Origin of the sequence: Cohaesibacter gelatinilyticus, from assembly GCF_900215605.1 — a bacterium.
Taxonomy (GTDB): Bacteria; Pseudomonadota; Alphaproteobacteria; order Rhizobiales; family Cohaesibacteraceae; genus Cohaesibacter; species Cohaesibacter gelatinilyticus.
In genome coordinates, this window is the sequence record NZ_OBEL01000001.1 from 1,472,219 (window position 1) to 1,495,070 (window position 22,852).

17 protein-coding genes are annotated in these 22,852 nt (G+C 49.5%); 1 reads left to right on the forward strand and 16 read right to left on the reverse strand.

Annotated elements, in window-relative coordinates; all coding sequences use genetic code 11:
* Positions 1 to 89: 89 nt before the first annotated feature.
* From rpsB to CRO57_RS06600, 7 genes are all read right to left on the reverse strand, one after another.
* On the reverse strand, positions 90 to 887 hold the full coding sequence (rpsB, locus tag CRO57_RS06570; RefSeq protein WP_097152510.1) for a 30S ribosomal protein S2: 798 nt from the start codon (positions 885 to 887) through the stop codon (positions 90 to 92).
* Between the two features lie 284 nt (positions 888 to 1,171).
* Complete coding sequence (locus CRO57_RS06575) at positions 1,172 to 2,881, reverse strand: ABC transporter ATP-binding protein (protein ID WP_097152511.1); 1,710 nt, start codon at positions 2,879 to 2,881, stop codon at positions 1,172 to 1,174.
* 10 nt (positions 2,882 to 2,891) lie between these two features.
* Positions 2,892 to 3,851 carry an ABC transporter permease gene (locus CRO57_RS06580; RefSeq protein WP_097152512.1) on the reverse strand — a complete coding sequence of 320 codons (960 nt, stop codon included), beginning with the start codon at positions 3,849 to 3,851 and terminating at the stop codon, positions 2,892 to 2,894.
* Positions 3,848 to 4,825 carry an ABC transporter permease gene (locus tag CRO57_RS06585; RefSeq protein ID WP_097152513.1) on the reverse strand — a complete coding sequence of 326 codons (978 nt, stop codon included), beginning with the start codon at positions 4,823 to 4,825 and terminating at the stop codon, positions 3,848 to 3,850. Before CRO57_RS06585 ends, CRO57_RS06580 begins: the two co-directional genes overlap by 4 nt.
* Positions 4,826 to 4,946: 121 nt before the next feature.
* Positions 4,947 to 6,542, reverse strand: coding sequence for an ABC transporter substrate-binding protein (locus CRO57_RS06590; protein WP_097152514.1), 1,596 nt, complete (start codon positions 6,540 to 6,542; stop codon positions 4,947 to 4,949).
* A 62-nt stretch (positions 6,543 to 6,604) separates the two neighbouring features.
* Complete coding sequence (gene argE / locus CRO57_RS06595; RefSeq protein WP_097152515.1) at positions 6,605 to 7,750, reverse strand: acetylornithine deacetylase; 1,146 nt, start codon at positions 7,748 to 7,750, stop codon at positions 6,605 to 6,607.
* A gap of 228 nt (positions 7,751 to 7,978) precedes the next feature.
* On the reverse strand, positions 7,979 to 9,019 hold the full coding sequence (locus CRO57_RS06600; RefSeq protein WP_097152516.1) for a DUF2817 domain-containing protein: 1,041 nt from the start codon (positions 9,017 to 9,019) through the stop codon (positions 7,979 to 7,981).
* Between the two features lie 117 nt (positions 9,020 to 9,136).
* On the opposite strand from CRO57_RS06600, the gene CRO57_RS06605 reads away from it, so the two are divergent.
* The gene (locus CRO57_RS06605) at positions 9,137 to 10,033 is read left to right on the forward strand and encodes a LysR family transcriptional regulator (protein ID WP_097152517.1); all 897 of its coding nucleotides are present in this window, start codon (positions 9,137 to 9,139) and stop codon (positions 10,031 to 10,033) included.
* A gap of 40 nt (positions 10,034 to 10,073) precedes the next feature.
* Here the strand turns inward: CRO57_RS06605 and dnaE are convergent, their stop codons facing one another.
* From dnaE to nuoN, 9 genes are all read right to left on the reverse strand, one after another.
* The gene (dnaE, locus tag CRO57_RS06610; RefSeq protein WP_097152518.1) at positions 10,074 to 13,526 is read right to left on the reverse strand and encodes a DNA polymerase III subunit alpha; all 3,453 of its coding nucleotides are present in this window, start codon (positions 13,524 to 13,526) and stop codon (positions 10,074 to 10,076) included.
* A 429-nt stretch (positions 13,527 to 13,955) separates the two neighbouring features.
* Positions 13,956 to 14,639 carry an ABC transporter ATP-binding protein gene (locus CRO57_RS06615; RefSeq protein WP_097153252.1) on the reverse strand — a complete coding sequence of 228 codons (684 nt, stop codon included), beginning with the start codon at positions 14,637 to 14,639 and terminating at the stop codon, positions 13,956 to 13,958.
* 64 nt (positions 14,640 to 14,703) lie between these two features.
* A complete protein-coding gene (locus tag CRO57_RS06620; protein ID WP_244580024.1) occupies positions 14,704 to 15,972 on the reverse strand; it encodes a lipoprotein-releasing ABC transporter permease subunit in 1,269 nt (422 codons plus the stop codon).
* Between the two features lie 85 nt (positions 15,973 to 16,057).
* On the reverse strand, positions 16,058 to 17,380 hold the full coding sequence (proS, locus tag CRO57_RS06625) for a proline--tRNA ligase (protein ID WP_097152519.1): 1,323 nt from the start codon (positions 17,378 to 17,380) through the stop codon (positions 16,058 to 16,060).
* A 599-nt stretch (positions 17,381 to 17,979) separates the two neighbouring features.
* Complete coding sequence (locus tag CRO57_RS06630) at positions 17,980 to 18,255, reverse strand: DUF1467 family protein (protein ID WP_097152520.1); 276 nt, start codon at positions 18,253 to 18,255, stop codon at positions 17,980 to 17,982.
* Between the two features lie 67 nt (positions 18,256 to 18,322).
* The gene (gene mce, locus CRO57_RS06635; RefSeq protein ID WP_097152521.1) at positions 18,323 to 18,727 is read right to left on the reverse strand and encodes a methylmalonyl-CoA epimerase; all 405 of its coding nucleotides are present in this window, start codon (positions 18,725 to 18,727) and stop codon (positions 18,323 to 18,325) included.
* Between the two features lie 64 nt (positions 18,728 to 18,791).
* The gene (locus CRO57_RS06640; RefSeq protein ID WP_097152522.1) at positions 18,792 to 20,456 is read right to left on the reverse strand and encodes a ribonuclease J; all 1,665 of its coding nucleotides are present in this window, start codon (positions 20,454 to 20,456) and stop codon (positions 18,792 to 18,794) included.
* 66 nt (positions 20,457 to 20,522) lie between these two features.
* Positions 20,523 to 21,281 carry a biotin--[acetyl-CoA-carboxylase] ligase gene (locus CRO57_RS06645; RefSeq protein ID WP_170955975.1) on the reverse strand — a complete coding sequence of 253 codons (759 nt, stop codon included), beginning with the start codon at positions 21,279 to 21,281 and terminating at the stop codon, positions 20,523 to 20,525.
* Positions 21,282 to 21,401: 120 nt separating this feature from the next.
* On the reverse strand, positions 21,402 to 22,847 hold the full coding sequence (gene nuoN, locus CRO57_RS06650; RefSeq protein ID WP_210200771.1) for an NADH-quinone oxidoreductase subunit NuoN: 1,446 nt from the start codon (positions 22,845 to 22,847) through the stop codon (positions 21,402 to 21,404).
* Positions 22,848 to 22,852 lie beyond the last annotated feature (5 nt).

The window sequence follows — 22,852 nt, forward strand, 5'->3', positions numbered from 1 at the left end:
GTCCTTTTTAAACAAGCCAGAAGCCGCCCGGCACAATCGCGGGGCGGCCCATTATTCATAGCGGGGCGAGAAGCTCACCCCGAATTGTCTTATTCTGCAGATGCTTCAACAGCAGCTTCTTCGCCTTCCCCGGCTTCAGCCAGTGCTGGCTCCAGCAAACCTTCTTCAGATTCGCCAAGATCAACACCAGAATCGCCTTCTGCACGGGAGATGCCGTCAATGGCAGCACCAACGATCAGATCGCAGTACAGAGACAGAGCGCGGGAAGCGTCATCGTTACCAGGAACCGGGAAGTCGATGCCATCTGGATCGGAGTTGGTATCAACAATCGCAGCCACAGGAATGTTCAGGCGGCGCGCTTCGTTGATAGCAATGGTTTCTTTGTTGGTATCGATCACAAAAATCAGGTCAGGAACACCGCCCATATCCTTGATACCACCAAGAGCACGCTCAAGCTTGTCACGCTCACGGGTCAGGGTCAGGGTTTCTTTTTTGGTGAAACCTTTGCCTTCGTTATCGAGGATTTCGTCCAGCTTACGCAGACGCTGAATGGACTGGGTGATGGTTTTCCAGTTGGTGAGCATGCCACCCAACCAGCGGGAATTCACATAATACTGAGCGCAAGACTTGGCAGCTTCAGCAACAGGAGCAGATGCCTGACGCTTGGTACCAACGATCAGAACGCGACCACCACGAGCAACCGTGTCGGAAACAGCCTTCAGAGCTTCGTTCATCAGAGGAACGGTCTGGGACAGATCAATGATATGAATATTGTTGCGAGCGCCGAAAATGAACTTGCCCATTTTCGGATTCCAGCGGTGAGTCTGGTGACCAAAATGCACGCCTGCTTCAAGCAGGGAACGCATGGAGACTTCAGGAAGAGCCATGTCTTTATCCTTTTACCGGTTTAACCTCTGCGGGAAGTGGCCAGATTGGGCACCGGATGGATAGAGGCCATTTCTCCAGCATCTACCCGATCCCGCATGTGGATTCGAGGCGCTTTATACCAGCTTTGCGCAGCATTGCAAGAGCCAATGGATTGCTTCTACACCGATAAGCATTGCTGGCATTTTTCAAAGCACATCATTCGCACTCAAACGAGTATCAATAGCCCAAAACTAAGGGCAGCCCGATTGAGCTGCCCTCTTCTATCATCAAACTGGCAAACAATCTAGGAAGCCAGTGCCGGTCCCTCGAACTTGGGCATGAGATCCAGCAGATGCTTGGAATAGTCATGCTGCGGATTCTGGAAGAGGTTCTCTGTCTCTGCCACTTCCAGCAATTCCCCATGCCGCATCACTCCAACGCGGTCACACATCTGACGAATAACCGGCAAATCGTGGGAAATGAAGAGCATGGTCAGCCCCAGCTCTTCCTGCAAATCTTTCAGCAGGTTGAGAATCTGCGCCTGAATGGACACATCCAGTGCAGATGTCGGCTCATCACAAACCAGAAAGCGCGGACGGGTCGCCAAAGCACGTGCAATGGAAATACGCTGACGTTGACCACCTGAAAATTCATGCGGGAATTTGCGCGCAGCCTGCGCGCCCAAACCAACAATCTCCAGAAGATCATGGACAATTTCCTTGGCTTCGGCTTTGGAACCTGCCTGTTTATGGAAATGGATCGGCTCAGCAACGATATCTTCAACCCTCATGCGACCATTGAGAGAGGAAAACGGATCCTGAAACACCATTTGCATCTGACGACGATAATGGTTCAGATCTTTCTGTAGATTGATCTGCGTAAGATCAGCGCCCGCAAAGTTCACCGCACCGCCTGTTGGGTGATAGATACCCGTAATCATACGTGCAACGGTCGACTTGCCAGATCCCGACTCTCCAACCAGACCAAACACTTCCCCTTGCTTGATATCAAAGGAGATATTCTTCACAGCATCAAGATACTTTTCATTCCGTTTGAAGAAGGCATGCTTGGTAATGAAACGCATGTGAAGGTTATCAACGCTCAAAAGTGGACCATCCACGCTTTCATAATCACGCGTCTTGCCAAGCCAGTGACTGGCAATGTCCAGATCTTCCTTGCTGTCATGAGCGTCTTCGATATAGGTCACCAACGGGAAGCGATGAATACGCTTGTCCGGACGTGGCACAGCAGAAATCAAAGATTTGGTATAATCATGCTGAGGATCCTTGAGAACCTGTTCGGTTGTTCCGAGTTCCACCAGCTTACCGCGATACATGACTGCAACACGATCAGCCGTTTCTGCAATCACCCCCATATCATGGGTCACCAGCATCATACCGACATTGCGTTCGGAACAGAGCTTTTTGAGCAGTTCAAGTATTTGCGCCTGAACCGATACATCCAGTGCAGTAGTGGGTTCATCAGCAATCACCACTTCAGGATCAGAACAAAGTGCCAAGGCGATCACAACTCGCTGACGCATGCCGCCAGAGAATTGATGCGGATAGTGATCAATACGCATATCCGGATCAGAAATTCCGACTTGCGTCAGTAGATCAACCGCACGAGCACGCGCATCTGCATCATTCAGCTTCAAATGCAGCTGAATGGTTTCAATCAGCTGAGCCCCGACAGTTTCAAGTGGGTTAAGCGAGGTCAGTGGATCCTGAAAGATCATACCAATACGGCGGCCACGAATGGCCCGCATCAGATTTTCATCCAGATCATCAATCCGCTCGCCTTTGAGTTTGATGATACCGTTGGCAACACGACCCGGAGACTGCAGCAGTGAAATCACAGCATTACCGACGGTAGACTTACCGGCGCCGGATTCCCCTACAACCCCCAGAATTTCGCCGGGATTGATCGTCAGATCCACACCTTCTACAGCCACGAAATTGCCGCGACGAGACGGGAATTCGACCTTAAGGTCTTCAATTTCCAATAAAGACATAAGCCGCTCCTTACTGCAATTTCGGGTTCATGGCGTCACGCAACCAGTCACCGAAGAGGTTCACCGCGAGAGCCAGAATTACGAGGGTCATGCCTGGGAAAATGGTGATCCACCATTCGCCTGAGAACAAATATTCGTTACCGACACGAATAAGCGTCCCAAGAGAAGGCGTGGTCGGCGGCAAACCGACACCAAGGAAACTCAGGGTAGCTTCAATGATGATCGCCAAAGCCAGGTGGATGGTACCAATCACGAAAACAGGACCCAGAACATTTGGCAAAATATGACGTATCATGATGGTGAAGGAACCAAGACCGATCACCTGACCGGCTTGAACATATTCCTTCACTTTTTCGGTCATGACCGATGAGCGAACAGTACGGGCATATTGCACCCATCCGGAAATGGCGATAGCGAAAATAATCACATACAGCGCGAGAGATTCATGACTTTCCTTGGTCATGATCGTCCGCACGACACCGTCGATCAGTAGCGCAATCAGAATAGCCGGGAAAGACAACTGAATATCAGCGATACGCATGATGATCGCATCCGTACGGCCGCCGACATAGCCAGAAATCAAACCAAGACCGACACCGACGATCAGTGAAAGGACCACCGCGGCAAAGCCGACAAGCAGGGAAATGCGAGAACCATACAAAACAGTCGACAGAATATCGCGCCCCTGATCGTCAGTTCCCAAAAGGTAACGAGGGTCACCCTCCTCCATCCATGCTGGTGGCAAATTGGAATCCAACAGATCAATCACAGACAAATCAAACGGGTTCTGCGGTGCTAGAACCGGAGCAAAGACCGCAGACATAATCATCACAATCGCAATGGCAGCAGAAATCATCGCCATTGGCGTGTGCCAGAAGGAATACCAGACATCATTGTCACGCAAGCGGTGAATGAAATCGGCAAGAGCACCACGCTCTTCCTGAGCGGGAACTTTACTTATATCGCTCATTTTTTGCCTCCGCTTACGCGTAAACGCGGGTCGACGCGAACATAGAGAATGTCAACAATCAGGTTGATCGCCACAAAAATGAAGGCAATCAGAACCAGATAGGCAGCCATGATCGGAATATCGGCATTACCAATCGCCTGAATGAACAGCAAGCCCATACCTGGCCATTGGAACACACTCTCTGTGATCAGTGAGAAGGCGATGATGGATCCAAGCTGAAGACCCGTGATGGTGATCACAGGAATAAGGGTATTCTTCAACGCATGACGGAAATGCAGCGACCGATTACCAAGTCCACGCGCACGGCCAAACTTGATGAAATCAGTCCGCAAGACTTCCAGCATCTCGGCACGAACCAGACGCATGATCAAAGTCATCTGGAAAATGGCAAGTGTGATCGCTGGCAGGATCATGGCTTTCAAACCGGATACGGTCAGCAACCCGGTGGACCACCACCCGATATAGACCACCTCTCCCCGACCGAAGGTCGGCAACCAACGCAGCATCACACCAAAAATCAGGATCAACAGAATACCGATCAGAAAGGTCGGTAACGAGACCCCGACAAGCGAACTGGTCAGGAAGAATTTCGTCACCCAACTGTCGCGGCGAATAGCGGCATAAATCCCCATGGGCAAGCCAAGCACCAGCGCCAGGATGGCTGAAATGATGGACAATTCGAGCGTTGCCGGAAGACGCTCACGCATAAGCTCACTGACTGGCACACGCAAGCTATAGCTTTGGCCGAACTCGCCTTTCATCGCATTGACAGTGAACCGGGCGAACTGAACAACAAATGGGTCGTCCAAACCCAAATCCTTGCGCAATTGAGCACGCTCTTCGACCGTCGTATCCTGACCGACCATGTTATTGATCGGATCGCCGACGAAGCGGAACAGCCCGAATGTTATGAAGGCAACGGCAAGCATCACCAAGATGCTCTGAAGCAGCCGTTTGACGATAAATCCCAACATAAAGTTTACCTATCTGTCTTTGCACCTGCTTGTTCTTGTTGTTTGCAGTGCAAGCTTGTCAGACATATAAAAAACCCGCCGCGAAGAAGAAGCTCTCTCGCGGCAGGTCTGTTTTCAAAGATTATTTCTTGATGACGACATTGCGCAGATCAAGAATATTGTCTGCACGCTGAACAGCTTCAACCTTCTCGGACGCACCCCAAGAGAGAGGCTGCTGATGCAGAGGCAGATAGCCAACTTCATCCTGCACAATCTTGAAACCTTCATCGATCAGAGCCTGACGCTTTGCAGGATCCGTCTCGGAACCCATCAGACCGGCGATTTCATCAACGCGGGCATTACAGAAATTGCCAAGGTTGAACGCACCAAGACGCTTTTCGGGATTCTGGCAGGAAAGCAGGTTCTGGTAGACATTGTGGCTGTCAATAGAACCTGGGGTCCAGCCCAGCAGATAGAAGCTGGTATCATAACCATTCTGCGCCAGAACCTTACCGAAATATTTGGACTTTGGCTGAGCCAACAGATCGATTTTCACGCCAACCCGAGCCATCATGGACGCAACAGCCTGACAGATCTTCTCATCGTTCACGTAGCGGTTGTTCGGGCAATCCATGGTCACGGTAAAGCCATCGCCATATCCGGCTTCGGCAAGCAGAGCCTTGGATTTTTCCGGATCATAGGCATATGGAGTATTCAGAGCCTTGTTGAAGCCGTTGATTTGCGGAGCAACCATCAGGCCGGTCGGCGTTGAAGCTCCACGCATAATTTTCTTCTTGATGGCATCCAGATTGATCGCATGGGCAAAAGCCTGACGGACGCGCTTGTCCTTGAACGGGTTTTTGCCTTTCACGGATGAATGCAGCAACTCATCACGACCCTGGTCCATGCCAAGGAAGATGGTGCGAGCTTCAGGGCCAGCCAACGGACGAACGCCTTCCGCATCTTCCAGACGCTGCCAGTCCTGTACAGGAACTGGGAAAACCAGATCAAGTTGCTTTGAAATCAGGGCTGCAACACGGGTCGCGGCTTCCTTGACCGGGGTGAATTCTACGCGTGTCAGATTGGTTGGAATATCCTTGTCCCAATAGCCATCGAACCGCTCGAACACCGATTTGACGCCAGCCTTGCGCTCGGTAATTTTGAAAGGACCCGTACCATTGGAATGGTTGGACGCGTAACCGGTCTTGGTGGTGTCTTTCACATTCGCTGCTTCGGCAGCATCATTGGCCTCTGACCATTCCTTGTCCATGATATAGATGAAGGTCAGTTCCTGCATGAGGACCGGTTGCGGAACAGCCGTGATCAGCTCAATCGTATGATCATCAATCTTCTTGATATCGGAAATCATGCCGCCGCGGGCCTTCTGATCAGATCCTTCTGTCAGTGTCCGCTTCCAGGAGAAGATCACATCATCGGCGTTAAAATCACTGCCATTGTGGAATTTGACGCCCTTGCGCAGGGTTACTTTCCAAGTGGTTGGGCTTGTTGTTTCCCAAGACGTAGCCAGAGCAGGTTGCAACTGAAGATTGCCATCATATTTGGTCAAACCTTCATAGACGTTGCCAAGAAAACCCAGAGAGAAAGTTTCGTTCAGACCATGCGGGTCAAGACCCTGCGCATCGCCCTGAAAGGCATATTTGAAGGTTTCAGCAGAAGCTGGAGCAGCCAGCATGGTGGTAACCGCGAGAGCGGTAAGCAGCTTTGATGATTTTCTCATTATATTCCCCTTATACGGTTCTATTCGCTTGTTTTGCTTTGTAATGAGGTGGTGGTGATAGGTTATTGTGCTTGTTTTGCAATCAGGCGCTGGGTAAAGGCCAAGCCTTTTTGCACCTGATCGAGAGTGATGAATTCATCAGGCTTGTGAGCCTGATCAATGGAACCAGGGCCACAAATTACTGTGCTATAGCCCCTCTCCTGAAATTGTCCGGCTTCCGTGCCATATGGCACAGCCATCACGGAATTCCGACCAGACAATTCTCGAACCAGTGTTTCCGCCGCTCCGCCATGCTCCGGCTTCAGGCCGGTAACTTGTAGCAGTTCTATACGGATGGATGCCTCACTATAGATAGCCTTCATCTCGGCTTCCAGCTTATTGGCATAGTCGTAAATTCGATTGAGAACGATAGAAACATCATCATCTGGCAAATTGCGGTAATCCCAGCTGAACATGCAATCACGTGCGATGATATTGGCGGCAATACCACCCTGCACGATCCCCATATTCAGTGTGCTGTAATTTGGTTCCAGATCAATGCCTTCAAGTTTGTTCTCTTTCAGCTCATCAGAGATCTTTCCAATTTCGACCATCAGTCTGGCCGCATAGAGATTGGCCGAACAACCAAGATGAGGCTGGCTGGAATGGGCTTCCAGGCCACGAACATAAACCCGGCCCGCATTCATGCCCTTATGCATATTGGCAATCTGCATATTTGTGGGCTCACCAACGATCACGGCATGAACTGGAGGTAAAGTTTTGACCATCTCGTCGATCATGCTTGGCGCGCCAAGACAGCCGACCTCCTCATCATAAGACAAAGCCAGATGAATTGGACGCTTCAAATCAGCCTTGATCATGTCTGGCACCAAAGCCAGATTGATGGCAGAGTAACTCTTCATGTCCGCAGTACCACGGCCATAGAGCTTACCATCTTTCTCAATCACGTCGAAAGGATCGGTGCTCCAATCCTGATTGTCTACCGGCACAACATCGGTGTGACCACTCAGTACGACACCGCCCGCAACCTTGGGACCAATCGTGGCATAAAGATTGGCCTTGTCGCCTTCTGCGTTATACACGCGATGGCTCTCGACACCATACTCGGCCAAGTAAGCCTCGATATAATCAAGAATGGGAAGATTGCTTTTCGACGAGACCGTATCAAATGATACCAGTTTCGAAATCATGTCTTTGACGTGTTGCATAGCCCCTCATTAGACTGAACATATTCAAGATACAGAAACAGAGCATTTCCGATTGAAAACTGACGAATGGACTATCGCCGAAGATACGACCGAAGTCTGATAAACTTTGGTCGCGCAATTGAAACAGGTGTTTCACCATCTGAAAAGAGTAAATATGGACATTTCAGCTATTTGTCTGAACAATCCCCACTCTCTCACAGAGAAATTCAACCAATCCACAACCACAGACTAAATAGTTTCACTTGCACCTTTCAATTCCTGTAATGTTGCCTCGCACACTTCCAAACTCTGCCGAGAGATGTCACCCAACCATTTCTCGTCATTGGCAAAAAGGGCATCTCGCAGGTTCCGCTTGATCTGCCGTCCCCACGACGATTGCGGATCCCCATGATGACGAAGCCAATTGTCCCCACGTAAACCTGTCAGCACCCGATCGAACTCATAAGTACCAAACTCAAGAAGAATCTTGATAGGTGCTTTCGGGCAATCTGCCCGATCCAGAATATCGCAGACAAAACCGCCGATATTCTCCCACTCCACATCAGCAGGTGCAGGACGATCAACGCGCATGACTTCGCCAAACCCGTAAGGGCCGACACCAGTATGGATATCAACAATAGCAATTTGATCAGCATCTTTGGCATGGTCTTTGACGATCTGCGTGAAATTGCTCACACACCAACTCTCAGTTTTGCCGCCATAGAAGATCCCATCAGGATATTCATATTGTCCCTGCAACACATCCTGTGTCAGCGCCAGCACGCCCTTCTCTTCTACATAATGCGTGATACCTGCATCCGCTTTCTCACGCCCCTCTCCCTGCCACTCTTTAGGGCAAAGAGCAGAATGCAGCTCTCTATAAGATTCATTTACGGGGAGTTTTGAGAAGTCGGCACGAATGTTACGATTCGGATCGACATTATTCTCATCGGTACGGGTCAGCTTGGCAGAACCATAAGCATTCATCGCATGAACGAGAACCAAAGCCGTATCCGCTGGCAAGCTTTCGTTGAAATGGGACAGCATCTGCAATTGCGGGCCAGATCCAGCGGTTAATTCAGTACCATGTACGCCAGATGTGACAAAGAGAACATATTTGGCCTCGATCGAACCTATTCTAACCACATCAACGGCAACATCCTGATCAAACTCGCTGGATTGAGGGTGCAAAAAAGTCTCACTGGGTAGATCCAACTCCTTCGCATGCTTGAGAAATCTTTCTCGCGCTTCAAAATAATCTGCTGAATAGCAATCGCGAAAATCGATCATAAACGCCTGACCCCTCAATGGTCTTTAAATCTTCTTTTCTGTTACAGACCAAAAAGCAGGCATTTTATCAAATCATTTTATCGAATATGTTATGCAAAAATGTGATAGGGAATCATCATGAAGTTTCGTCAACTGGAAGCATTCCGCTATATCATGATCACCGGTTCCATGGTTGGGGCTGCTACACAAATGCATGTCACGCAATCGGCTATCAGCCGATTGATCCGTGATCTGGAATATAACCTGAAATTCAAGCTGTTCGAACGCAAACAGGGATCGCTGGAATTGACCAGAGCGGGCTTGCAATTCTATGAGAGTGTAGAGGAAAATTTTCTTGGGTTGGATCGTCTTGAAAATATTGCCAGAGACATTCGCGAAAATAGCACAGACGTTTTTCGCGTAGCAGCAGGGCATTCAGTAGCCACCACGCTACTTCCGCAAGTCGTAGGCCGTTTTTCCGCAAAACATCCAAACACCCGCATTTCGATCCATTCTCATCGATTGGCACAAACCGTCATGCGATTGCAGAATGCCTCCGTCGACATAGCCATCGCCTCAGGTCTTCCAAACCTTCAGAATACCAAACGCTTGCTTTTGGGAACGGCACCCCAGGCATGCATAATCCGTCACGATCATCCATTGGCAAAGAAATCAGTCATCGAACCAGAAGATCTATCCGGACAATCAGTAATTGGCATCATGCCAGACGGACCAATGCATTGGGACGAATTGGATCGAACATTGGCTGACCGTGGCGTAACAATCAAAAGAAACTATGAAATCAACAATTCTCACACAGCCTACTCCCTTGTAGCTCAAGGTCTGGCAATCGGAGTGGTCGAGCCACTGGCGGCCCATCTATGGCGGCATCACGGTGTTGTACAACGACGGTTTGAGCCACAAATCAGCATCAATTATTATTGCGCCATCCAGTCACGTCAGGGGCCAAGGCCGGAACTGGACCATTTCATTCACTTGTTAACCGAAGAAATCAGGAATCTCGACTGGTTTTAGCAAGAATGCACGCTCTTCAGAATTTGGGAAACGTCGAAATCTAAAAGCTTCCCACCTGAACATCGACAATACCAGGGATGGCTTTCAGTGCACGGCCCACCTCATTGGACACATAGAATGTTCCTTTGAGACGCATTTCAACTTCACATTCGCCCTCATCAATCATGACGATGACAGAGACATCGCCATCACCACGTTCATCCAGCTGTTTGCGAAGGGACGTCAGTGGTTTCTCATCACGCACAAAAACGCGCATATTCTTCTGCAAGCCCCCCCCATCAAGCGGACGCACATTGTTGATACGAACAGATACACCTTCAGGGCGCTCATCTGCTCCCACTTCCAGAATTACAGTCTTTCCCGGCTCCAGCATATCTCGAAACCGGTGCAAAGCTTCAGAAAACAGCACTGCTTCATACTGACCAGTTGGATCCGAGATATTGATGATCCCCATACGATTACCGGTTTTGGTCTTGCGCTCCTGTCGACCCGTAATGGTGCCTGCCAATCGACCAGCACTGGCACCTTGCTTGACCGCATTCTCAAATGGTTGCCAGAGCTGAATACGCTTTTCCTCCAGAACAGAGATATAGTCGTCCAATGGGTGAGCGGAAAGATAAAACCCCACAGCACCATATTCGCGCTGCAATTTCTCTTCATTGGTCCACGGACGCATATCAGGAAGAATAAGGGGCGCGACTTCTATATCGGCAGTTCCGAAAATATCACCTTGCCCGGATGAAGCATTCTGACTGGCACGCGCCGCCTCACCCATGATCACATCAATTGACGCAACAACTTGCGCCCGGTTTGGATTAAGACAGTCAAAGGTACCTGCAGCGGCCAGATTTTCAATGGTACGTTTGTTAAGAACCCGCGGACTGATACGTTTGGCAAAATCTGCCAGATCCTTGAACGGCTTGTCCCCGCGCACCTCCATAACATGCTCAGCTGCAGGCTGACCCACCCCTTTGATCGCAGCCATGGAGTAGACAATGGCACCTTCCTTCACAACGAATTCAACACCCGATTCATTGATGGAAGGAGGACGCACCTCAATTCCCAAACGAATGGCATCACGGCGGAATTCCGACAGCTTATCGGTATTGTTCATATCCAGCGTCATGATCGCTGCCAGAAATTCAACCGGGTAATTGGCTTTCATATAAGCCGTTTGATAGGCAACCAAAGCATAGGCAGCAGCGTGTGATTTGTTAAAACCATAGTCGGCAAATTTGGCAACAAGATCATAAATCTCAGACGCTTGTTCTCGTTTCACGCCACGCTCTTCCGCACCATCACAGAAACGAACCCGCTGCTTTTCCATCTCCTCACGGATTTTCTTACCCATGGCTCGGCGCAGCATATCCGCTTCACCAAGTGAGTAGCCGGAGAGAATCTGGGCGATCTGCATCACCTGTTCCTGATAGATGATGATGCCATAGGTTTCCTTGAGAACGGATTCGAGCAACTCATGCATATACTCGAAGGTTTCATCGCCACGCTTTCGCGCACAATAGGTCGGAATATTGGCCATTGGTCCTGGACGATAAAGCGCCACGATAGCAATGATGTCTTCGAATTGGTCAGGTTTCATATCCAAAAGTGCTTTGCGCATGCCCATGGATTCCAGCTGGAAAACCCCAACGGTCTCACCTTTGGCCAAAATCTCATAGGAAGCTTTATCGTCAATCGGAATTTCAGCCAGGTTGATATCAATATCGCGCTGTTTCACGAACCGAACAGCCGTATCCAGCACCGTCAGGGTCTTAAGGCCCAAGAAGTCAAACTTCACCAGCCCCGCTTGCTCGACCCATTTCATATTATATTGGGTTACCGGCATATCGGAGCGTGGATCTCGATACATCGGTACCAATTTATCGAGCGAGCGGTCCCCAATAACAATACCAGCGGCATGAGTGGACGCATGTCGATAAAGCCCTTCGAGCTTGAGCGACATATTGATCAGGCGATCAACAATCTCTTCTTCCTTGCGCGCATCCGTTAGACGGGGTTCCTGCTCCAACGCCTCAGGCAGGGAAACTGATACAGCACCTTTCATCGGCACCATTTTGCAGAGCTTGTCGACTTGACCAAATGGCATCTGCAAGACACGACCGACATCTCGCAACACTGCGCGAGCCTGAAGCGTACCATATGTAATGATCTGCCCTACATTATCGCGGCCATATTTGCGCTGAACATAGAGGATCACTTCCTCACGCCGATCCTGACAGAAATCAATATCGAAATCGGGCATGGAGACGCGTTCCGGGTTGAGGAAACGTTCGAACAGCAAGGCAAATCGCAGGGGATCCAGATCAGTAATGGTAAGGGAATAAGCCACAAGCGAGCCAGCACCGGAACCACGGCCCGGGCCAACTGGAATATCCTGATCCTTGGCCCATTTGATAAAATCCGCAACGATCAGGAAGTAACCGGGGAATTTCATGTTCTCAATGATATCAAGTTCAAACTTAAGTCGATCCCAATAGTCCTGCTCCTGCATATCTGGAGAGATACCATGTATTTCAATCCGGCGACGCAAACCCTCTTCCGCCTGACGGCGCAATTCAGCCGCCTCATGTTTTTCTGCTTCGGCAGGATCGGCATCTGCACCAGCAAAACGTGGTAAGATCGGATTGATGGTTCGGGCTCTCGCGTGACATCGCCTTGCAATCTCGATTGTATTTTCTATTGCCTCTGGCAAATCAGAAAAGAGCTCTGCCATCTCCTCCTGACTTTTGAAATAATGCTCTGGTGTCAGACGGCGTCTATCATCCATAACAAGCACCTTGCCTTCGGCAATGGCAATCAACGCATCATGGGCTTCGAAATCTTCTCGTTCAGAAAAATAAACGTCATTGGTAGCGACCAGCGGCAGATGCATTTCATAGGCGAGATCGAGTAGTTGCGGTTCAACGACATGTTCATCCGGCAAACCATGACGCATCACCTCTATATAGAGGCGATCACCAAACATCTCTTTCAGTTGAGAAAGACGTGCACCGGCAACTTCCACATGATGGTGAACGAGAGGGCCATCAATCGGTCCATTGCCCCCACCAGTAAGACAGATCATGCCGCTCGAAAATTCGCGAACATCATCAATGCTAACATGGGGATCTGCGTCATCATGAGAGGCAAGAAATGAGCGACTGACGAGGCGGACAAGATTAGACCATCCTTCATCATTCATACCAATGAAGACAAGAGATGGTAGTTTGAAGCCGGATGCATCTGCTTGCGCTGGATCACCAAAATCAACCTCGATCTGGCATCCCAGAATAGGTTGCAGGCCCTCACCTACAGCTTTTTGCGAAAACTCCAATGCGCCAAACAAATTACGCGTATCTGTCATGGCCACCGCAGGCATATCGGCTTTCAATGCCTGCTTGATCAATTTGCCGACAGGGAGAGCACCTTCCAGCAAGGAATAGGCTGAATGCACATGAAGATGAATGAATTTCAAATCACTGTTTAGTTCAGCCATAACAAGACGTCCTTTCCTAGCCAAGCATGCAGTCTAAAAGACCGATGCTAAAACACCAAGACCGGCATTCTTGTTCCCCCCTGCTTTCCGATAAATCTTGTGACGTTTTTTACAGCAAGCTTCAAAGGAAGGCAGCAATAAGGAATTTAGCTTGAGAGTCGAGCCAGGACTTCAGTCCAAAGGCTCAACATGGACATGAAGGTGATCAGGGAACCAAGCGCCAGCACATCACGAATAATCATTACTACACCTCAAAGTTCTTTATTTGAACTTATTATGTATATGTTTTGTTCTTATTTCAAGCGTTTTTTTCAATAAACATCGTACCCCGAGAAAAGCATGACAAATCAGAACAATAAGAACAAAAAGAAAACAAAACCCCGCAGTCAGAAACTGATCACGGGGTTCAAAATTCGACAATATGGCCTATCAGATCTCGACAACCTTACCATCCACCAGAGTAATCTGGCGATCCATACGTTCCGCAAGAAACAAATTATGAGTAGCAACCAGCGCGGAAATTCCAGACTGTTTCACCAGAGAATTGAGCGCCTTGAACACATAGTCAGAGGTAGTCGGATCCAAATTTCCCGTTGGTTCGTCAGCCAACAACACACGCGGACCATTGGCCATGGCACGGGCAATGGCAACACGTTGCTGTTCACCACCGGACAATTCTGCAGGACGATGAGCCGCGCGGTGATCCACGCGCATGTATTTCAACAATTCCAGCGCCCTGCTCTCTGCTTCGGATTTATTCGCACCGCTGATTAATTGTGGCAGAACCACATTTTCCAAAGCCGAGAATTCAGCAAGCAGATGGTGAAACTGATAGACAAAACCAATCTCATCCCGTCGGGTAACAGTACGAGCCCGATCAACCGCTCCACTCTGTGGTTTTCCAGCGATATAAACTTCGCCACCATTCGGTCGCTCCAACAGACCTGCGACATGCAGCAATGTAGATTTACCAGCCCCGGACGGAGCAACTAACGCCACCATCTCACCAGCCTTGACACTAAGATTGGCTCCAACCAAAATCGGCAACTCGTTGTCTGCCTGAATATAGCTCCTCTGAACGTCTCTCAAGACAAGAAGCTCGTCATTAGCGATCAAACGGCTCTCTTCCAATGCTGGTTGAGTATTCTCCACCGTCTTCATTTCATCCGTCGGAAGATCATTCATACCGCAATGCCTCCACCGGATCGAGTGTCGCCGCGCGCCATGCAGGATAAAGCGTCGCCAGGAACGACAGAAGAAGTGCAATCACCAAGACGCTTACAGTTTCACTAACATCCATATCGGCAGGCAGTTTGGAGAGGAAATAGAGCTCAGGGCTGAACAATTCAGTACGAGTGATATAGGAAACGAACTGGCGAATGGCTTCAATATTCAGACATACGATCAACCCGAGAATGAAACCCGCCATGGTTCCGACAAAGCCAATAGCGGCACCGGTTATCACAAAGATCCGCATGATGGATGCTCGGGTCGCTCCCATTGTGCGCAAAATAGCGATGTCATGCCCTTTGTCTTTTACCAGCATGATAAGGCCGGAAATGATGTTCAGAGCCGCCACCAGAATGATCAATGTCAGGATAATGAACATCAGATTGCGTTCAACTTCCAGCGCGGAGAAGAAGGTCACATTTCTAAAGCGCCAATCCGTCACAAAAATCGGCCTGCCAGCAGCTTCTTCAACAGAAGCTCTCATCTCACCAACCATATCAGGATCTTCAACATAGGCTTCAATCGCCGAAACCTTGCCTTCATGATTGAAATAGAGTTGGGCATGTTGCAGAGGCATGAACACGAAAGTGCTGTCATATTCGGACATGCCAATTTCGAAGATGGCCTTGACCGGATAGGATTTGATACGAGGCGCAACTCCCATTGGAGTAACAGCACCTTTTGGAGAGATCAGTTTGATATGATCACCAGCAACAACACCGAGTGAGCGGGCCAGACGAGAGCCAATGGCAATGCCTTCTTCTTCATCAAACTTCTCAAGGTTTCCTTGTAAAACATTGTTTGAAACAAGCTTTAGCTTATCCAAACTTTCGCGCGACATACCACGAACCAATGCACCAACAGCACCGCCAGAGCCAGATGCCAAAACTTGCCCTTCCACAAAGGGAATGACATAGCTAACACCATTCACACCCTCGATACGCTTGGCAACAGCATCATAGTCGGTGAGATCAGAATCCACTGGCTGGATAACCAAATGACCGTTAATGCCCAGAATCTTGTCCAGTAATTCCGAACGAAAACCATTCATCACCGCCATGACGATGATAAGGGTAGCTACACCCAGCATGATTCCAAAAAAAGATAACCATGAAATGATGGAAATAAAAGCTTCCCGCCTGCGCGAACGCAAATAACGAAATGCCATCATCCATTCAAACAATGCGAACGGCCGTTTGGCCTCTTCAGCGGACATTCACATCTCCAACTTGATAGCAAGACCCTCAGACAAACCGCACTGCCTGAAGGTCCCTCTTACTTATTGTGATTCCAAATCAGAATCATTTCTCGGCAATCATACGCTCAACGACCGCATCAAGGGAAACCATTTCCCTCTTGCCAGTCGCGCGCTCTTTGATTTCCACTTCGCCACTCTTCAGGCCACGTGGACCAACGATGACCTGCCATGGAAGACCGATAAGATCCATAGTAGCAAATTTGGCACCAGCCTGACCGGAACGATCATCATAAAGCACGTCAAATCCGGCATTTCCAAGGCGCTCATAAATCTGCTCGCAAGCACTGTTGGTGTCTTCATTGCCAGCTTTCATATTGATCAGACCAATATCAAATGGAGCAACTGACTTTGGCCAAACAATACCGTTCTCATCATGGCAAGCCTCGATGATACCGCCAAGAAGGCGAGACACACCAACTCCGTAAGATCCCATATGAACAGGAACATCCTTGCCATCAGCACCTGTGACCTTGGCATTCATCGCATCAGAATATTTGGTCCCGAAATAGAAGATATGACCAACTTCGATACCACGTGCGGCGATACGATCAGCCTCTGAGACTGCATTGAAGGCAGCTTCATCATGCATTTCTTCGGTTGCAGCATATTCGCTGGTCCAATCTGCAACGATGCCCGACAGATCGCCGTCAAAATCAACACCATCACCCGGAATTTCCTTGGAAAGGTAATCCTTGTGACAAAAAACTTCACTCTCGCCGGTATCGGCCAGAATGATGAATTCATGGCTGAGATCACCTCCAATTGGGCCAGTGTCGGCTTTCATCGGGATTGCGGTCAAACCGAGTCGCTTGAAGGTGCGCAGGTAAGCCACGAACATGCGATGGTAAGCCTCGCGTGCACTCTCCTCATCCATATCGAAACTGTAGGCATCCTTCATCAGAAACTCACGACCACGCATAACACCAAAGCGAGGGCGGATTTCATCGCGGAACTTCCATTGAATATGATAAAGGTTGAGTGGCAGGTCACGATAGGATTTGACAGATGAGCGGAAAATATCAGTGATCATCTCTTCATTGGTTGGACCAAACAGCATATCGCGTTCATGACGATCGACGATACGCAGCATTTCCTTGCCATAATCATCGTAACGGCCACTTTCTTTCCACAGATCAGCTGGCTGCATGGTAGGCATTAACAGCTCCACTGCCCCTGCTCTATTCTGCTCCTCACGTACAATCTGTTCAATTTTACGCAGAACTTTCAGCCCCAATGGCAACCAGGAATAGATCCCCGCTTGTTGCTGACGAATCATACCTGCGCGCAACATATAGCGGTGAGAAACAATTTCAGCCTCTTTGGGGTTTTCCTTCAAAATTGGCAGAAAATAACGGGAAAGACGCATAGCAACTTCTTCCTTCACTTTCGCGCAGCAAGCAAAGGGACATTCCCGAATGCGGCCATCGCGGATCTGTTGGTTTGCGCACTTTATAGCGTGAGAAATCGATGAAGGCAGCAAATAAGCTTAAATGCCTCGATCGCAGCTTCTTTTACACAGGCAAGCCCATTTTCTACGCAAAAATCCGGAAACAACCTCTACCCTCAAACGCTATCCTAGTGCGTCAGAATGGCGCAAAATGCGAAAAATTAGCCAAATCAAAAAAAAATGCCTGTTAGTCAAAAAAGAATGATGACAAATGCCAAGTGGGCAAGTAATGTGCTGCCATAATGATAAGAGATACGCTCACCACTGATATCTCAATATCCAACGCGATAAATGTCTTGGGAGGATACAGATCTCTGGCGCGTTAACCCGCAGCCGCTCTCATCTAGCAAAAATCAAAAAGCAGTAAGAGCAATGGGATCACCATCGCGTACCCTATTCAAACAAGGCTTCTGGCCTTGTTTTTTTTTGCCTGAATTTCTGACCAACCCGGTTCCATTGAAATTTCATACAAAAAAGGCTCCTCAATGGGAGCCTTTCAAACTTCGTAGGATGCAGATCTAACGCAAACTGTCTGGCATAGGCAGGAAAGTCAGATCATCCAGCCCAAGTCCTTTGATCTCAACTGCCCAATAGTAAGCACCAAAAAGTGCCGTGGCCAAAATGGTTGTGGCAATCACCCGCAATAACATCCGACTGCGGACAGGTGCACTAGGCATGGTGCCAAGACGCATATCCTCCGCCTCAGCTTGGGTGCGCACACCAAAAGGCAAAACCAGAAACAGTGAGATCCACCAGATAATGAAATAAATAGCCAATCCGCTGATCAATCCCATGGAGCATCACTTTCTTGTTCTTGAGGTCCAATTCCTCATCATCGAGATAAGGATAAGTCCTTACATTCTAGACCTGTTCCAGCTCTGTCAATGTGCCGCAGAAATCTTTTGGGTGCAAAAACACAACTGGTTTGCCATGGGCACCAATTTTAGGTTCACCATCACCCAACACGCGCGCGCCTTCGGCTTTCAACTTGTCACGAGCGGCGATGATATCGTCCACTTCGTAGCAAACATGATGAATACCGCCAGCAGGATTCTTCTCAAGAAATTTAGCAATTGGAGAATTCTCGCCAAGTGGCTCAAGAAGTTCGATCTTTGTATTGGGCAATTCCACAAACACCACTCGAACACCGTGATCAGGCTCGTCCTGTGGGTCCGAAACCTTTGCGCCCAGCACACCGGCATAAGTAGCCACACCAGCTTTCAGATCAGATACAGCAATGGCGACGTGGTTGAGACGACCAATCATGATAATAATCCTTATATAAGCTCGCCCGAACCATCACCGTCAGGCGCAAAACAACTCATACCAGTCATACAAGGTTCACCATCACTGCAACAATGGGCTTTTTGGCCCAGTGTTGGTAGACTTCATTCCTAACCGAGCGACGCACCGCCTCTCTCAAAACCTCGACATCCTTGCGTTTCTTACCCGGCATACCGCGCAAAGCACCAAAGACTCCAGCTTCCACGATCTCCATAAACAGTTTGTCGTCCTTATCTCGGTCAGGAATACCCGCCAACGCCATTTGCGGATGTCCCAAGATCTCACCCTTGCGATTGACGGTCAGTGCCACAGAGATATGGCCAACAAAGGACAGTTTCCGCCGCTGCTGGATACCACATTCCTCAAAGGTGCCGATCACATCGCCATCTTTATAGAGACGCCCGCCGAGATATTCATCCCAGCTCTTGACCGTACCGCCAGCCAGACGCGCCATCCAACCATTGCGCACATGTACCACTTCGCGCGCACCCATATCTTCCGCCAATGCACCATGGGCTTTCAGATGCATCTCTTCACCGTGAACGGGAATCGCGATCTTCGGTTTGGTCCATTGATACATCTTGCGCAGATCATCACGACGTGGATGGCCGGACACATGAACAGGAGCATCGCGATCCGTGATCACCTCAACCCCCTGCTGTGCCAGATTGTTGATCACTTCACCAATAGCCCGTTCATTTCCAGGGATCGCCTTGGATGACATGATCACCCGATCGCCTTTGGTGAATTGCACGGAACGATGCTCACCTCCGGCGATCCGAGCTAACGCTGCGCGTTTTTCACCCTGACTGCCCGTCAGAATGGCAACCACCTTGTTGCGCGGAAGATAGCCATATTCCTCATCAGACAGAAATTCTGGAACATCGCTCAGATAGCCTTGCTCCTGAGCCACTTCAATGAAGCGCCAAAGAGCCCGACCAACCACAACAACCTGACGATCAGCTTTCCTTGCCGCACGAGCAACAGCCTGAACACGCGCAACATTGGAGGCGAAGGTCGTCACGGCCACGCGTTTGGGGGCATTTCGGATCTGCTGATAAAGCTCTTCCTCAACATCCGCTTCTGAAATCGAAGATCCTTCACTCATGGCATTGGTAGAGTCGCATATCAGTGCCAGCACACCCTCTTCGCCCAGTTCCTGAAGACGTTTCTTATCGGTTGCACGTCCAATGCCGGGTTGATCGTCCAATTTCCAATCACCAGTATGCAACACAAGGCCATGCTCGGTCCGAATGGCCAAACCATTGGCTTCCGGAATGGAGTGAGACATTGGCACGAACTCGACCTCAAACGGCCCGAGTTTCACACGGCCACCTTGCTCTACACGCTTGACCGGAACCTTTGGCGCGCCAGGCTCAGACGCCATTTTGGCTTCAACAAGATCAGCCAGAAACCCCGTAGCGTAGACTGGTATGCCCAGCTTTTCCCAAAGATAAGGAAGAGCCCCGAAATGATCTTCGTGACCGTGAGTGATCACAATACCTTCTATCCGGTCTTTCTCTTCCTCCAGAAACCGGATATCGGCAAAAATAAGATCGGCTCCGGGATGCGCTTCATGGGCAAAGGCCACGCCAAAATCAACAATGATCCATCTTTTATCGCCCTCCGGTCCAATACCATAGAGCGCCATATTCATGCCGATTTCGCCAACACCACCCAATGGCATGAATATCAGTTCAGAAGAAATCATTATCAATCCTATTCAAAATCTTGCGGCCATCCATCCAATTAGCCGATCAGGTAACTTCAGCTTTGATCAGCACTGCGGCCAAAAGACCTCACCGGCCAGAATTTTGCGCCGCGATCCCTTGTCCATTAGCAGCACAAGCGCACCATCATCGTCCAGATGCTCGAAATGCCCATGCAATTCCTCATTGGGCAGACGTACCACAATCGGTTTTCCAACGCCTCTGGCACGCATCAACCAATCACGACGAATATCATCAAAACCTGCACCCTGTCGCCATACGCCAATCTGGCGATCAACCTGCTGCGCCAATAGCGGAAACAGAATATCAGGGTCAATATCAAAGCCACCTTCAGACAGATTGGCTGCACCCAACCCATCCGTTTGACCTGGATGCGTTCGGCAATTGATACCAATACCAACCACTACGATCTGATCACCATTGCCACGGTTGGAGCCTTCCAGCAAAATACCCGAAATCTTGCGATCTTCCATCAAGAGATCATTGGGCCATTTGATCGAGACCTGCGCGCGAAGATTGGGCGGTAGAGCATTACAGACAGCTCTATGAGCGGCCGTTGCAATTACCAGAGGAAGTTGTGCAACCTTAGCCGAAGGCGCTGGGTTAATGAGCAACAGAGAAGAATAGAGATTACCAGTCTCCGACACCCATGCGCGCCCACGTCTGCCACGACCTCCCGTTTGCTCCCGAGCAGTAATCCATAGATTTCCTATCTCTCCCCTCTGACCAGCTTGCAAAGCCAGCTCATTGGTGGAAACAACAGCGTCATATGCCTGATGACGATAATGGCTTGGAAAACTGCTCAAGGGTCCCTCTATATTTATCACATTGTGCCAATCGTTGGCATTCCGCCAACATTTAACGAAAAAGGCCTGCCAGCTAAGAGTCTGGCAGGCCTTAAACTGTTTCAGCGCAAAAGACAAGAACTAGAAGAAGCTCTTGGCTGCAACTTCGGCCATTTCACGAATGGAGCCGATATAAAAGACCATGGTCAGAACGATGATACCGCTCGCACCAAGAACGACACGCAATTCGCTTGTCATCTTCTCGAACATTGGTGCTGGATCATCAAAGAACATGATCTTGACGATACGTAGATAATAATAGGCACCCACAACAGATGCCAGAACACCGATGATCGCCAATGGATAGAGACCAGCTTCAATTGCTGCTGAGAAGACAAACCACTTGGCAAAGAAACCACCCAGAGGAGGAATACCAGCAAGCGAGAACATGATCATGGCAAGCAAGAAGGCCATTGGCAGATTTGTCTTGGACAAGCCAGAGAGTTCATCAATGGTCTCAACCATACCATCCTTGCGGCGCATTGCCAGAATAGCAGCAAAGGCACCAAGCGTCATGATGACATAAGTAATCATGTAGATGATCACACCTTCGACACCGGCTTGACTGCCAGCCGCCAAACCAACCAGCGCGTAACCCATATGACCGATGGAGGAGTAAGCCATCAGACGTTTGATGTTACGTTGACCGATTGCCGCAAACGCACCCAATACCATGGACAGGATCGCCACAAAGACGATGATCTGCTGCCATTGTGCTTCCAAAGGCTCGAAGGCACCAAACACGACGCGAACGATGAGCCCCATCGCAGCAACTTTCGGAGCGGCTGCAAAGAATGCCGTTACTGGCGTTGGTGCACCTTCATATACATCCGGTGTCCACATATGGAATGGAACCGCAGAGATCTTGAAGGTCAGGCCAGCCAGAATGAAGACCAAACCGAAGATCGCACCAATGCCCGCTTCGCTAGCATGCAAAGATTCTGCAATACCTTCCAAAGAAATATGACCGGTAAAGCCATAAATCAGTGACATACCATAGAGCAGCATGCCAGAAGACAGAGCGCCAAGAACGAAATATTTCAGACCCGCCTCAGTTGCCCGCTCACTATCACGCTTGATGGATGCAATCACATACAGAGACAGAGACTGGAGCTCCAGACCCAGATAGACGGCGATCATGTCGTTGGACGACACCATCATCATCATACCAAGCGTCGCCAGCATGATCAGGATCGGATATTCAAATTTCTCGAACTTCTCGGCCCGGGCATATCCAACAGACATGGCAATGGCAAAGCCGGCGCCAATCAGGATGATGATCTTCATCAGACGCGCGAAGGAATCCAGCACAAAGGCACCATTGAAGGTGACAGCCTTTTCAACCGGGCTCAGCAAAAGGATCGCGCCTGCAATGATAATCAAGGCAACGGTGAGGCCGGTAACCGCCATGGTGGATTTCTGCCCACCAAAGGCACCCAGCATCAGCAGCACCATAGCACCCACGGCCAACAGAATTTCCGGCAGTGCCGGCATGAGATCTGGAAGCATAGCCATTTCAGTTGCCATAACTT

What these genes read in the sequence shown, in the direction of transcription:
- rpsB (WP_097152510.1), bottom strand. Translation starts at nt 887, where the DNA reads ATGGCTCTTCCTGAAGTCTCCATGCGTTCCCTGCTTGAAGCAGGCGTG.
- CRO57_RS06575 (WP_097152511.1), bottom strand. Translation starts at nt 2,881, where the DNA reads ATGTCTTTATTGGAAATTGAAGACCTTAAGGTCGAATTCCCGTCTCGT.
- CRO57_RS06580 (WP_097152512.1), bottom strand. Translation starts at nt 3,851, where the DNA reads ATGAGCGATATAAGTAAAGTTCCCGCTCAGGAAGAGCGTGGTGCTCTT.
- CRO57_RS06585 (WP_097152513.1), bottom strand. Translation starts at nt 4,825, where the DNA reads ATGTTGGGATTTATCGTCAAACGGCTGCTTCAGAGCATCTTGGTGATG.
- CRO57_RS06590 (WP_097152514.1), bottom strand. Translation starts at nt 6,542, where the DNA reads ATGAGAAAATCATCAAAGCTGCTTACCGCTCTCGCGGTTACCACCATG.
- argE (WP_097152515.1), bottom strand. Translation starts at nt 7,750, where the DNA reads ATGCAACACGTCAAAGACATGATTTCGAAACTGGTATCATTTGATACG.
- CRO57_RS06600 (WP_097152516.1), bottom strand. Translation starts at nt 9,019, where the DNA reads ATGATCGATTTTCGCGATTGCTATTCAGCAGATTATTTTGAAGCGCGA.
- CRO57_RS06605 (WP_097152517.1), top strand. Translation starts at nt 9,137, where the DNA reads ATGAAGTTTCGTCAACTGGAAGCATTCCGCTATATCATGATCACCGGT.
- dnaE (WP_097152518.1), bottom strand. Translation starts at nt 13,526, where the DNA reads ATGGCTGAACTAAACAGTGATTTGAAATTCATTCATCTTCATGTGCAT.
- CRO57_RS06620 (WP_244580024.1), bottom strand. Translation starts at nt 15,972, where the DNA reads ATGTCCGCTGAAGAGGCCAAACGGCCGTTCGCATTGTTTGAATGGATG.
- proS (WP_097152519.1), bottom strand. Translation starts at nt 17,380, where the DNA reads ATGCGTCTTTCCCGTTATTTTCTGCCAATTTTGAAGGAAAACCCCAAA.
- CRO57_RS06630 (WP_097152520.1), bottom strand. Translation starts at nt 18,255, where the DNA reads ATGGGATTGATCAGCGGATTGGCTATTTATTTCATTATCTGGTGGATC.
- mce (WP_097152521.1), bottom strand. Translation starts at nt 18,727, where the DNA reads ATGATTGGTCGTCTCAACCACGTCGCCATTGCTGTATCTGATCTGAAA.
- CRO57_RS06640 (WP_097152522.1), bottom strand. Translation starts at nt 20,456, where the DNA reads ATGATTTCTTCTGAACTGATATTCATGCCATTGGGTGGTGTTGGCGAA.
- nuoN (WP_210200771.1), bottom strand. Translation starts at nt 22,847, where the DNA reads ATGGCAACTGAAATGGCTATGCTTCCAGATCTCATGCCGGCACTGCCG.